The sequence below is a fragment of the Mesorhizobium sp. WSM4847 genome (assembly GCF_055811335.1).
Window position 1 is genome coordinate 1 of record NZ_JBVVPY010000046.1, and the last position, 12,547, is coordinate 12,547.

The following is a 12,547-nucleotide window of genomic DNA, read 5'->3' on the forward strand; positions in this document are numbered from 1 at the left end:
GCGGTGGCGGGTTGGGGGCCTTGGTTTTCCTTGGTGGGCGGCTTTATGTTGTGTTTTTTCCTATCTTTTGGTCCAACGCCCCCCCCCTCTGTCCTGCCGGACATGTCCGGCAGGACAGAGGGGGGTCTCACAGAACGCAAGCCTCTAAAATCCGCCGCCAAACCCAGCCACACCCCCCTCGGTGGCCGCGATATCGGCTTCGTCTTCCAGGACCCGTCGGCCAGCCTCGATCCGGTAATGGCGGTTGGCGAGCAGATCGCGGAAGTCGCGCACACGCATCTTGGTCTGACTTGGTCGCAATCCTGTGCCAAGGCAAAAGCCCTGCTCGAACGCGTCCGCCTGCCCGACCCGGACGCCGCTTTGCGCGCCTACCCGCACCAGCTTTCCGGCGGCCAGAAGCAGCGCGTGGCGATCGCCGCGGCGATCGCGGCCGGTCCGAAACTGCTGATCGCCGATGAGGCGACCAGCGCGCTCGACACCATCGTGCAGGCCGAGATCGTCGCGCTGATCCGGAAATTGGTGGCCGAGGACGGCATGACGCTGCTGTTCGTCAGCCACGACATCGCGTTGGCCGCCGAGCTGGCCGAGCGCATCGCCGTGTTCCGGCACGGCGAGCTGGTCGAGCTCGGCACGACGGCGCAGATCGTCGCTAGTCCGCGCCACGCCTACACAAGAGCGCTGCTTAACGCCCATCTCGGCCTCGACTCCGAACCGCTGCTGCAGCAGTCAGGAGCGTCGCGGTGAGCCGTCCATTGCTGGCTGTTTCCGGCCTGACCAAACGATATCGTCGCGGCGGCAAGACAATCGCCGCCGTCGATGATGCCTCCTTTCATATCGAGGCCGGCGAGACGCTGGCGCTGGCCGGCCCTTCCGGCAGTGGCAAGTCGACGGTCGCGCGGCTGCTGCTGCGGCTGATCGAACCGGACGCCGGCCGTATCGAGTTTGAGGGTGGCGATTTCCTGTCCCTGAACGGCGCTGCCTTGCGCGCACGGCGCGCGCGTTTGCAAATGGTCTTCCAGGACCCGCTCGCCGCCTTCAATCCGCGCGCCAGCGTGGCGCGTGTGCTTGACGATCCCTTGCGCATCCATGGCATCGCAGCCCGATCAGAACGCCCGCGCCGCATCGCCGCTCTGCTCGAGCGCGTCGGCCTGAGCGCTGATCTCGCCGCTCGTGTCATCCACGAGATCTCGGGCGGCCAGCGCCAGCGCATCGCGATCGCTCGCGCCATCGCCACAAACCCGTCGCTGATCATCCTCGACGAGGCAGTGTCCGCGCTCGACGTATCGGTGCGCCGGCAGATCCTGCAATTGCTGCTCGATCTGCAACGCGAGCAACGGATCGCCTATCTTTTCATTTCGCATGATCTCGGCGTCATCAGCGCCATCGCCCATCGTGTCGTCATTCTCGATGCCGGCCGCGTCGCCGAAAGCGGCAACGCCCGCGCGGTCATCGGTGCCCCGCAGTCGGCGATCGGCAAGGCGCTGATGGCGGCAGCGCCAAAACTGAACAGGACCAGCATGCAGGGCGCCTCGTGACAGATATCGAAACCAGCTGAAACTGTCGTACAAGCTCGGCGACGCAGCGGACCGTCAGTAACCCAGCGCGCAACCATCCTTGCGTGGATCGGACGCGCCGGTAAGCGTGCCCTTGTCCCAGTCGATCAGCACCAGCTGGCCGCCGCCATGCGGCTCGGTTGGGACGGACACGTCGTGACCGCGCTCGCGCAGGCCGGCGATCGCCTCGGCCGGAACGCCACGCTCGGCCTCCACAGTGTTCTGTCGGTAAAACACGCGTGGCGCATCCAGCGCCTCCTGCGGGTCCATGCCGAAGTCGATCATGTTGGTGAGCAAATGGACATGGCCGAACGGCTGGTAGCCGCCGCCCATCACGCCAAACGGCATGACTGCCCTGCCCTTGGCTGTCACCATGCCCGGCATGATGGTGTGCATCGGGCGTTTTCCCGGTGCGATGCGGTTTGGGTGGTCCGCCGCCAGGCGGAAGCTGCTGCCGCGATTCTGCAGGACGACGCCGGTCCTGGGGCCGACCACGCCGCTGCCGAACGAACCAAAGGTCGAGTTGATGAAGCTGACCGCATTACGGTCGCGGTCGACCACGGAGATGTAGACGGTATCGCTCGGCTGAAGCTCCAGCCGTGGCAGATGCGTCATTGCACGCGCCGGATCGATCTCGGCGCGAAGCTGGTCGGCATGGGATCTGGACAACAACTGCTCTACGGGGACATGGACCTGGTTCTGGTCGCCGATGAAATTGTCGCGGTCCTGATAGGCAAGCCGCCCCGCCTCGATCTCGAGATGAAAGCGCTCGGCGCCGTTCGGTTCCAGCGAACCGAGCGAGAAGCCCGACAGCACGTTCAGCATGATCAGTGCCGTCAGCCCCTGGTTGTTCGGCGGCATCTGATGAATGTCGTAACCTCGGTAGGATGTGCCGACGGGCCTGACATAGTCGCCCTTCGTCGCCGAAAAATCCTCGAGCGCATGCAGCCCGCCAAGCGCGCGCAGACGCGAAACCATGTCGTCGGCGACCTCGCCTTCATAGAAGCCGGCACGGCCACGGCGCGAGACGATGCGCAGGGTTTCGGCCAGTTGCGGCTGCCGGTGCAGCTCGCCGGCCAGGGGCGCCTTTCCATCCGGCAGAAATATCCGCGCGGCATGTTCGTCGGCGGCCAGCAAGGCAGCACTTTCGGCCCAGTCGAAGGCCACGCGGTCTTGGACGACATAACCCTGTTCGGCGTAATGTATGGCCGGAGCGAGCGCGACGTCGATGCCCTTCCTGCCGTGATCATCGAGCAGCCGGCACCACGCGTCGACGGCGCCCGGCACGGTGACTGCGTGCGGACCGGACTCAGGCAGTTCGTCGTGCCCCTTGTCCAGATACCACTGCGCCTCTGCTGCCGCAGGTGCGCGGCCGGAGCCGTTGAAGGCCAGAACCTCGCCTTGACCGTTGGGACAATAGAGGACGAAACAGTCGCCGCCGATACCCGTCGATTGCGGCTCGACCACCGCCTGCACCGCCGCCGCGCAAACGGCTGCGTCCATTGCATTGCCGCCGGACCGCAGCATCTCGATCGCCGCCAGCGTCGCCAGCGGGTGCGATGTCGCGGCCATCGCTTCCGTCGCACGAACCGGCGACCGTCCGGGGAGTTGAAAATCACGCATGCAGTTCAATAGCCTCCGACCAACCAGATGTGAACTGGCAACAGCAGCCAAAGGGCTGCGCCACCGAAAGCAGCACTAACGACGGAACGATCACCATGGCAGCGCTCAACCCTCGGAAGCTGCCGATCTCAATCAGCGAATCTGAAACTGTTCGTGGTGTAATCGGGGTAGGCGTCCAGACTGTCGAAAAGCTCGGCCAGGTCAGGGGTGTCTGCCAATATTCCGGACAAGACCAGCGCGGTCGCCACGCCGGCACCAATTCCACCGGCGACATCGTGTTCGACGCTGTCGCCGACACAGACCACGCTGCTGCGGTCCGGGTTGCCCGCCAGCGCCAGCGCGGCGTTGAAGATCGGCGTGTAGGGCTTGCCGATGCGGGTGACGCTGCCGCCGAGGCTCTCGTAGAGATCCGCAAGCTGGCCGGCGCCAAAGCGAGGCCCGACTGCTGTCAGCATGATCTTGTCGGGATTGGTGCAGAAGCACGGCACCTGCCGCATTGCTGCCGGCGCAAAAAGCCGGCGATAGTGCTCGATATCGTAGCGGTCGCCCTCGCTGGCGGCGATCAGCACCAGCTCGGCATCGTCGCCGTCGCTGGTCAGGGTAAAAGGCAGGCCTTCAATCGCCGAGCGGTCGCCCTCGCGGCTGATCAGCAGGCACTTTGTGTTTGGGCGCAGCTTTCCGGATATCGCCATTTCGTGGAAGGACCGCCACGCGATCTCGCCGGAAGAGACAAATTGATCCCAGCTTCCTGGTTCGAAGCCGAGCTTCAGCAAGCGGGCCTCATTGGGCCGCGCCCGCCTGCCGGAATTCGAGACCAGCACGATCGTCCTGCCTGCGCGCTTCAGCGCCGACAACGCCTCCACGGCGCCCGGATAGGGGTTCGTGCCGTCGTGCAGCACGCCGAACTGATCGAGCAGGAACACCTGATAGCGCTCGACCAGCGCTCCGATGCCGTCGAGATGGTCGACTGGTTTCGTGCTCACAACAGCCCCGCTGCGATTGCGCCCATCAGCGCCAGCCGCGCCGTGCCGGCGGCCGCCTCGTCCGAAAGCGCCGGCAGAAAATCGACACCCAGCTTGCGCTGCCGGATCGCGGTCCAGGCGGGATTTGCCGCACCGCCGCCGACGCTCCTGACCGACGTCAATCGGGGGGTGCCAAGTGCGGCAAGCCGGCGATAGCCGAGCGCCTCGATCGCCGCAATGCCCTCGAACATCGCTTTCAGATAGTCGGCGTCGTCCGCCGGCCGCGGCGTCAGGCGTGGTGGCAAATCAGGATCGGCGATCGGAAAGCGTTCGCCAACCGCGGGAAGCGGATAATAGTCGAGACCGGTCTCGTTCATAGGGTCGATCACCGCACTCAATTCGATGATGCGCGCGAGAGAAAAATGCTGCGCCAGCACCTTGCCGCCCGAATTCGACGCACCACCCGCTAGATAAGCATCTCCCAGCCGGTGGCTATAGATGCCGAACTGCGGCGCCGAGATCGGCCGGTCGGAGAGGATCTTGATGGTCAGCGAGGACCCCAGCGCGGTGACGCCGTCGCCAACAGCCGCAGCCCCCGTCGCCAGGAACGACGCGCAGCCATCCGTCGTGCCGGCGACCACGGCGACGTCGCGCGCCAGGCCGAACAGGTCCGCGGCGTTCGCGGTGAGCTTTCCCGTGACATCGCCCGGCTTGACGACACCAGGCAGGAATCCCATGCGCATCCCGGTCGCCGCGATCCAGTCCGGCCAGCGCCGCGCCTCGACGTCGTAGCCGGTTTTCAAGGCATTGTTCTCGTCGCTGATGTCGAAGCGGCCGGAAAACTGTCCCGCGATCCAGTCGGCCTGATGCAGCACCGCGGCGACGCCGGGCTGCCGCTGGGACGACAGCGCCTTGGCGAGACCGGACGTCGCCCCACGGGCTGCGCTCGCGGCCGGCGCCTCGCGCGCGATCACCGCCAGAATGGCGTCGTCGTCGACCTTGTCGTTGTACATCAACGGCTCAGCCAGCGGTCGTCCGGCGCCGTCGACCGGCAGCAGCGTGCCCGAAGTGCCGTCGACGGCGATCGAGAGCACCGCCGCGCGATCGATGCCCGAAAGCAGTTCCGCCAGCGCCGCGCCGACCGCTGACCACCATACGGAGGGGTCGCGGGCATTCTGGCCAAATCTGTCGAGTGGAACGGCGGAACGCGCGGCAATCGAAAAGTCCGGCCGCATGGCGACGGCGCGGGCGCCTGATGTGCCGATGTCGATTCCGATCGAAAGCGGGCCGGTTGACAACGCCATGTCAGCTGCCGGCTGCATTGAGTTTCTGGCGGTACTGCTCGGCGTCCCAGTTGATCAGTTCGTCGTTCTCGGCGGCGGTCAGATAGTTCAGCTTCGCCGCGACGTCGACCCGAGCCGTCACGTCGGCGAGGCAGCGTTGCATGGCGTTGGCGCCGGCACTGGCGTCGCCGCGCATCAGCACGCCAAGCCCGGGAAACAGGATCGCCACCGGTGCCGTGCCGCACCGTTCGGTGACACGCATCACGTCCTCACCGGGTCTCGCCACGACCGAACCCTGGCCGAGAAAGATGACGTGATCGGGATAGAGGCTGCCTCCCGACGCCATGCGGCAGCTGTCAGGATCGATCGCGACGGCATGCGCTTCGACATCCGCCGGCAGCCTGTGACCGGTGCGTCCGATGAGCGTCGTCAATGCCGCGATGTCTGGCTCCGCCACCTCGCGGGGCGGCCGCGCCAGCAACCCTGTGACGCGACGCAGCAGCGCCTCCGCGCCGGCGACGGTCTCGGCTGCGACGACCAGGCCATGGTTGGCAAGGATCAGCACATCGACCCCGGGCCGAAGGCGCTCGGCAATGCCCTGGGCAAGCGGCAGGCCCGGCCGGCGATAGGGAACATACGCCCATTCGAGGCCATCGAGGCGCTTGGCGACTTGAGCCTCGCAGTCGGCCTGCACGGCAAGCGAAATGGTATCGACGCAGTGGACATGCAGAACGACGCGCTGCGGCATCAGCGCGTGAACCGTGGTCTCGATCGAAGGACGCAGCTTGCGGGCATTGAGCGCCTCGATGGCGAAACCCTGGGGCTGATCCGCGGCCGGGTCACGCTGTTCGATAGCCCTGAGCAGCGGCGGGATCGCCACCGGGACCATGATGTCCTCGGCGAGCGCGTCCTTCAACCAGGTGCCGGAAGCCTTGATCCAGAGCGTGTCGCCGGCTTTCAGCGACGTGTTGCCGCCCGCGGCCTGGGTCAAGTGCGGGTCGCGCCCGATGCCGGCCGAAAGCGACCGCAAAGCAGCCAGTTCCTGCGCATCCGCATTGATTGCCATCGAAACTCCTTCACAAACCGGCCGCCTAGCCACGGCTTGGATCCCCGGTAGCCGGCACAGCGAGTGACGCTGGTATCGCAGCGGCGAGTAAGTTACGTCAATAGTGATCTTATCCCACCAAATCAAGCTTGCAATCTGATCTGCGTTGAGTAAGTTGCACCAATTGCCGTGGCAAGATGGCATTTCGGGAGGGTATCCGTTGAGCGACTCCGGCCGCCAGCGTCAGATCGTCGAGCTGTTGCGGGATCGCCCCTTCGCCTCGGTGCGCGAGCTGCAGGAGCGGCTCGGCGTATCGGCTGCGACGGTGCGGCGCGATATTGACAAGATCGACGAGGCCGGCGAAGCACGCAAGGTCTATGGCGGCATCTCGGCGCTCGATGGCGCTGCGCAGGCGGGCGTCGCCTATGCCCGGCCCTACGACGAGAACCGCGATCTCGCGGTCGAGGCCAAGCGGCAGATCGCCGCTCTCGCGGCGACCATGGTGCGCGATGGCGACGCCGTCATCGTGCATGGCGGTTCGACCTGCTTCCATCTCGGCGTCAAGCTCGCTGACCGCAACATCCGGCTCTATACCAACTCGATGCCGCTCATCGCCTATTTGAGCGACCACGGCCATTGCAGCCTGACCGTTGCCGGCGGCGAACTGCATCGCGAGCCTGGCATCATCCATTCGCTCACCCAGACGGTGCCTTTCTACGCATCGAAGTTCTTTCTTGGCGCGCAGGGCATCGGCCCGGAGGGCGTGCTGGAATCGCATCCGCTGCTGGTCCGCTCCATCGCCGAGCTCAGCCTCTGCGCCGACCAGATCGTGGTGCTGGCCGACAGCCGCAAACTGTCGATCCATGCGCGCAACGTCGCGCTGCCCTTGTCGCGCATCGGCACGCTGGTGACCGATGACGGCCTTTCCGATGCCGACGCACGCATGCTCGAAAACGCCGGCGTCATGGTGCGGATCGCCTCTGCCTCGGGAGCCGTCCAGTGAAGGTGGCTGTCCTCGACTTCGGCAAGACCAACTCGAAGCTGTTCGTCTTCGGTCAGGACGGGCAGATTCTGGGTGAGCGCCGGACCCAGCCGAACTGGACGCGCGAAGGCGGCTTCAGTGTGCTCGACGAAGCAGCGCTTCACGATTGGGCGGCTCGCGCCGTCGGCGAAGCGGTCGACGTCCATGGCATAGAGGGCTTGATGGTTTCGGGCCATGGCTGCACCTTCGCCTTGGTCGACGATGCGGCGCTGACGCATTCCATACTCGATTACGAGCAGGAGCCGCCGGCCGAGATTGCCGCGCAGATCGATCGCCGCATTCCGGATTTCGCCGAGACCTTCTCGCCGCGCCTGCCGCTCGGCTTCAACTATGGTCGCCACATGCTGTGGCTGAAGACGGTGCAACCAAGCGTGTTCGCCGCCGCCAAATCGATCCTCGGTTATCCCCAATACTGGAGCTGGCGCTTTGGCGGCCGGGCGGTTTCGGAGGTGTCCTATCTCGGCTGCCACTCGCATCTGTGGGCGCCGCGCAAGCGCGATTTCTCCACGCTGGTCGACGCCGAGGGATGGCGCGGCCAGATGCCCGCCTTCGAGCGTGCCGGCGCGGTCATCGGCGAGCAGCGCTTTGGCGGGGCGACACGGCCGATCGCCATTCACAACGGTGTCCATGACAGCAATGCCGCTCTCCATGCCTATCGCCGGCAGGCGCTTGGCCCGGTCACCGTCGTCTCGACCGGCACCTGGGTCGTGGTGCTCAATCCGGACTGCCCGCTCGACGCGCTCGATCGCGACCGTGACATGCTGGTTAATGTCGATGTCGATGGCGGCCCGGTGCCGACCATCCGCTTCATGGGCGGCCGCGAATTCGCGACGATCAGCGCCGGCTGGCAGGGCGCAATCGACCCCTCCACAGTACAGCAGGTGATCGGCGCCGGCATCATGGCGCTGCCGAGCTTCGCGCCAGGTGGGCCGATGCCTGGCCATCGCGGCGAACTGGTCGGGCGCGCACCCACCGCGGAGGAGCGCGCGGCCGTGGCGCTGCTCTACGTCGCGCTGATGGTCGATCTGTGTCTCGACCTGATCCATTCGAACAACACGGTGATCGTCGATGGCGGGCTGAACAGTGGCGGCCTGCTTGCCAGCCTGCTGGCGCAGTTGCGTCCCGGCCAGGCCTTCATGCAGGGCGCCACGCTGGAGGGCAGCGCCACCGGGGCGGCGGCTCTGGCCTTCGAGAGTGTTGGACGCGAATTTGCCGCCGAGGCGCCGGAGCCGGTACGCGCCTCGAGCTTCACCGGGCTTGCCTTCTATCGCGATAGCTGGCGCGGTCTCGCCGCCGACCGAGGCGTCGCTGATGCCGCAGCGGGAGGCGCGCGATGACCGCCGCTGCCCGGATCGAAACCGTGCGCCAGCCGGTGCTGGAGATGCGGCACATCTCCAAGACGTTCGGCCCGATTCGCGCCTTGCAGGACGTATCGCTGACCGTCCATGCCGGTGAACTGCACGCGCTGATGGGCGAAAACGGCGCCGGCAAGTCGACGCTGATGAAGGTGCTGTCCGGCGCCTATCGGCCTGATGCCGGCGGCGAGATTCTGATCGACGGCACACCGGTCGCCACCGGCGACCCGATCAAGGCACGCGCCAACGGCATTGCCGTCATTTACCAGGAGCTGTCGCTGGCGCCCAACCTGACGGTCGCGCAGAACATCTTCCTCGGCAACGAGCCGAGACGGTTCGGCATCGTCGACCGCGACCAATGCAATCGACGCGCCAAGGAAATCATCGCACGGCTCGGCGTCTCCTTCTCGGCGCGCGCCCTTGTCTCCAGCCTGTCGCTCGGCGAGCGCCAGATGGTCGAGATCGCCCGCGCGCTGTCGACCAGCGCGCGCATCATCGTCATGGACGAGCCGACGACCTCGCTGACCTCGCGCGAGACCGACAGGCTGTTCGAGGTGATTGCGACGCTGAAGTCGCAGGGCATCGCCATCATCTACATCAGCCACCGCATGGAGGAGGTCTACCAGCTTGCCGACCGCGTCAGCGTGCTGCGCGACAGCGGCTATGTCGGCACGCTCGAACGCGCCGATCTGAACGCCTCGCGCCTCGTCTCGATGATGGTTGGCCGTGACCTGTCCGCCTTCTACAAGAAGGATCACCGCCCGCCGGACAGCAAGCGCGCGATCGCACTGTCGGTGCGCGACATGTCGGACGGCAATCTCCTGAAAGGCTGCTCCTTTGACCTGCACAAGGGCGAAGTCTTGGCGCTGGCGGGCCTGGTCGGCTCCGGCCGCACCGAACTCGCGCGGCTGATCTTCGGCGCCGACAGGCACACATCAGGCACGCTGGAACTCGACGGCAATCCGATAGCCATCGGCTCGCCGCGGGAGGCGCTGGATGCCGGCATCGCCTATCTTACCGAAGACCGCAAGGAACTCGGCCTGTTCCTCGACATGTCGATTTCCGACAATATCAGCATGGGCGTGCTCGCCAGGGACGCGCAGACCGGCGGCCTGCGCGACTTCGCCACGGCCGAAAGGCGCGCTGCCAAGGCCGTTTCCGACCTCTCCATCCGCAGCAGGTCGGTGCAGGCCAATGCCGGCTCGCTGTCGGGCGGCAACCAGCAGAAGGTGCTGCTCGCCCGCCTGCTCGAAACCGAGCCGCGGGTCCTCATCCTCGACGAACCGACCCGCGGCGTCGATGTCGGGGCGAAGTCGGAAATCTACCGGCTGATCGATGATCTTGCCAAAAAGGGCATCGCCATCCTGATGATCTCCAGCGAACTGCCGGAGGTGATCGGCGTCGCCGACCGCGTGCTGGTGATGCGCGACGGCACTATCGCTGGCGAGGTGACCGCATCCGAAGGCCAGCCGCTCAGTCAGGAGGCAATCATGGAACTCGCAACGGGAGCGGCCAAGGGATGACCCATAAGGCAACCGGGATGAGTGCGGGTGACCAGGCGGTCGGCAGGAGCCGGCGGCTGCGTACCGCCTTCGCCGCGCTTGGCATGCTGCCGGTCCTGATCCTTTTGGCGGCCGGCTTCCAGATCATGAACCCGCGCTTCCTCACCGAGACCAACCTGTTGATCGTCACCCAGCAGTCGTCGATCAACATCGTGCTCGCGGCCGGCATGACCTTCGTCATCCTGACCGGCGGCATCGACCTGTCCGTCGGCTCCATTCTTGCCGCCTCGGCGATGGTGGCGGTGATGGTGTCGCTGGTGCCGGATTGGGGCATGCTCGGCGTGCCGGCGGCCATTCTGGTCGGCCTCGGCTTCGGCGTCATCAACGGGCTGCTCGTCGCCTACATCAAGCTGCCGCCCTTCATCGTCACGCTGGGTTCGCTGACCGCCGTGCGCGGCGTCGCCCGCCTGCTCGGCCAGGACACCACGGTGTTCAACTCGGACCTGCCGTTCGACTTCATCGGCAACGGGTCGCTGTTCGGCATCCCTTGGCTGGTCATCATCGCTCTGTCGGTCGTGGTGCTGTCCTGGCTGGTGCTCAAACGCACCGTGCTCGGCACCTGGATCTATGCCGTCGGCGGCAATGCCGAGGCTGCCCGCCTCACCGGCATCAAGGTGCCCCTGGTGCTGCTCTTCGTCTATGGCGTTTCAGGCCTTCTCGCCGGCCTTGGCGGCGCCATGTCGGCGGCCCGGCTCTATGCGGCCAACGGGCTGCAGCTTGGGCAGTCCTACGAACTCGACGCCATTGCCGCAGTCATTCTCGGCGGCACCAGCTTCGTCGGCGGCGTCGGCTCGATCTGGGGCACGCTGATCGGCGGCCTGATCATAGCGGTGCTCTCCAACGGGCTCATCCTGGCCGGCGTCTCGGACATTTGGCAGTACATCATCAAGGGATTGGTCATCATCGTGGCGGTCGCCCTCGACCGCTACAGGCTCCAGGCGGGAGCAAGAACGTGATTGACCTAGTCGCCGGCGTCATCGACCCGGTTCATGTGTAACGCACCGTGAGAGGCGCGGGGCATCAGGAGGAAAACAATGAAGACCATCGCTAAACTGCTCTGCGGCGTTGCCCTCGCGGCCGTCGCCGTCGCACCGGCCTCGGCCAAGGACCTGAACAAGGTCGGCATCTCGGTCGGCCTGCTCGGCAACCCGTTCTTCGTCGCCACCATCAAGGGCATCGAGGACGCCGCCAGGAAGATCAACCCGAACGTCGAGGTGACGTCGGTGTCGGCCGACTACGACCTCAACAAGCAGGTCTCGCAGGTCGACTCGTTCATCGCCGCCGGCGTCGACGTGATCATGCTCAACGCCGTCGACGCCAAGGCGATCGCGCCGGCGGTGAAGAAGGCGCAGGCGGCCGGCATCGTGGTTGCCGCATTCGACGTTTCGGCGCCGGGCGCCGACGTCACCGTGATGACCAACAACGTCAAGGCCGGCGAAGCGGCCTGCCAGTATCTGGTCGACCACACCGGCGGCAAGGGTGACTATGTCATACTGAACGGGCCGGCATCATCGTCGATCCTGGAGCGGGTGAAGGGCTGCAAGGACGTGCTGGCAAAACACCCGGACATCAAGATCCTCTCCGACGACCAGAATGCCGAAGGCTCGCGCGACGGCGGCCTGAAGGTGTTCCAGTCGCTGCTGACCCGCTTCGACAAGATCGACGCGGTGTTCGCCATCAACGACCCGACGGCGATCGGCGCCCAGCTTGCGGCCAAGCAGCTCAACCGCTCGGAGTTCATCTTCACCGCGGTCGACGGCGCGCCCGACATCGAGAAGGAACTCTCTTCCGGCACTTCGATGATCAAGGCCTCGGCCTCGCAGGATCCTTACGTCATGGCCGGCCAATCGCTGCAGATGGCAGCTGAAGTGCTCGCCGGCAAAAAGCCGGCCGAGGCCACGGTGCTGCTCGACCCGCAGCTGATCACGGCAGAGAACCTGAAGGACTATAAGGGCTGGACCGCGGCCCGCTAGCTAAAGCCTCCCAAGGCTGGTGGGGGGGGGGGGGGGGCCCCCCCCCCCCTTTTTTTTTTGGAGAAGAATTTTTTGAAAAAACGAGGCGCAAAGATGGTGGGCGGGGGGGGGGAAGCAGCGCGACGCCGGGGGGGGCGATGGGATAACAA

At 65.8% G+C, this 12,547-nt stretch carries 11 protein-coding genes; 7 read left to right on the forward strand and 4 right to left on the reverse strand.

Going from position 1 to position 12,547, the window contains the following annotated elements:
• Window positions 1-3: 3 nt before the first annotated feature.
• Both AC0L28_RS33495 and AC0L28_RS33500 read left to right on the forward strand, forming a co-directional pair.
• A complete protein-coding gene (locus AC0L28_RS33495; protein ID WP_473482718.1) occupies window positions 4-744 on the forward strand; it encodes an ATP-binding cassette domain-containing protein in 741 nt (246 codons plus the stop codon).
• On the forward strand, window positions 741-1,535 hold the full coding sequence (locus AC0L28_RS33500; RefSeq protein WP_023797324.1) for an ABC transporter ATP-binding protein: 795 nt from the start codon (window positions 741-743) through the stop codon (window positions 1,533-1,535). The genes AC0L28_RS33495 and AC0L28_RS33500 overlap by 4 nt, the downstream gene beginning before the upstream one ends.
• Window positions 1,536-1,589: 54 nt before the next feature.
• Here AC0L28_RS33500 and ggt read toward each other — a convergent pair whose 3' ends face one another.
• The 4 genes from ggt to AC0L28_RS33520 form a co-directional block, all read right to left on the reverse strand.
• Window positions 1,590-3,176 carry a gamma-glutamyltransferase gene (gene ggt, locus AC0L28_RS33505; protein WP_023797323.1) on the reverse strand — a complete coding sequence of 529 codons (1,587 nt, stop codon included), beginning with the start codon at window positions 3,174-3,176 and terminating at the stop codon, window positions 1,590-1,592.
• A gap of 128 nt (window positions 3,177-3,304) precedes the next feature.
• Entirely contained in the window at window positions 3,305-4,159 is an 855-nt protein-coding gene (locus AC0L28_RS33510) for a TIGR01459 family HAD-type hydrolase (protein ID WP_287230212.1), read from the reverse strand.
• Window positions 4,156-5,442, reverse strand: a complete 1,287-nt coding sequence (locus AC0L28_RS33515) for an FGGY-family carbohydrate kinase (protein WP_023797321.1) — start codon at window positions 5,440-5,442, stop codon at window positions 4,156-4,158. Before AC0L28_RS33515 ends, AC0L28_RS33510 begins: the two co-directional genes overlap by 4 nt.
• 1 nt (window position 5,443) lies before the next feature.
• The gene (locus tag AC0L28_RS33520) at window positions 5,444-6,487 is read right to left on the reverse strand and encodes a class II aldolase/adducin family protein (protein ID WP_287230213.1); all 1,044 of its coding nucleotides are present in this window, start codon (window positions 6,485-6,487) and stop codon (window positions 5,444-5,446) included.
• A 199-nt stretch (window positions 6,488-6,686) separates the two neighbouring features.
• Between AC0L28_RS33520 and AC0L28_RS33525 the strand changes: the two genes are divergently transcribed.
• The 5 genes from AC0L28_RS33525 to AC0L28_RS33545 all read left to right on the forward strand — a co-directional run bounded on the left by AC0L28_RS33525 (window position 6,687) and on the right by AC0L28_RS33545 (window position 12,398).
• Window positions 6,687-7,469: a DeoR/GlpR family DNA-binding transcription regulator gene (locus AC0L28_RS33525; protein WP_128170895.1), complete on the forward strand. Its 783-nt coding sequence runs from the start codon at window positions 6,687-6,689 to the stop codon at window positions 7,467-7,469.
• Window positions 7,466-8,845, forward strand: coding sequence for an FGGY-family carbohydrate kinase (locus tag AC0L28_RS33530; protein WP_128170894.1), 1,380 nt, complete (start codon window positions 7,466-7,468; stop codon window positions 8,843-8,845). The genes AC0L28_RS33525 and AC0L28_RS33530 overlap by 4 nt, the downstream gene beginning before the upstream one ends.
• The gene (locus AC0L28_RS33535; protein ID WP_128170893.1) at window positions 8,842-10,386 is read left to right on the forward strand and encodes a sugar ABC transporter ATP-binding protein; all 1,545 of its coding nucleotides are present in this window, start codon (window positions 8,842-8,844) and stop codon (window positions 10,384-10,386) included. The genes AC0L28_RS33530 and AC0L28_RS33535 overlap by 4 nt, the downstream gene beginning before the upstream one ends.
• A complete protein-coding gene (locus AC0L28_RS33540) occupies window positions 10,383-11,381 on the forward strand; it encodes an ABC transporter permease subunit (protein ID WP_128170892.1) in 999 nt (332 codons plus the stop codon). Before AC0L28_RS33535 ends, AC0L28_RS33540 begins: the two co-directional genes overlap by 4 nt.
• Before the next feature lie 78 nt (window positions 11,382-11,459).
• Window positions 11,460-12,398, forward strand: coding sequence for an ABC transporter substrate-binding protein (locus tag AC0L28_RS33545; RefSeq protein ID WP_091595356.1), 939 nt, complete (start codon window positions 11,460-11,462; stop codon window positions 12,396-12,398).
• Window positions 12,399-12,547: the final 149 nt, after the last annotated feature.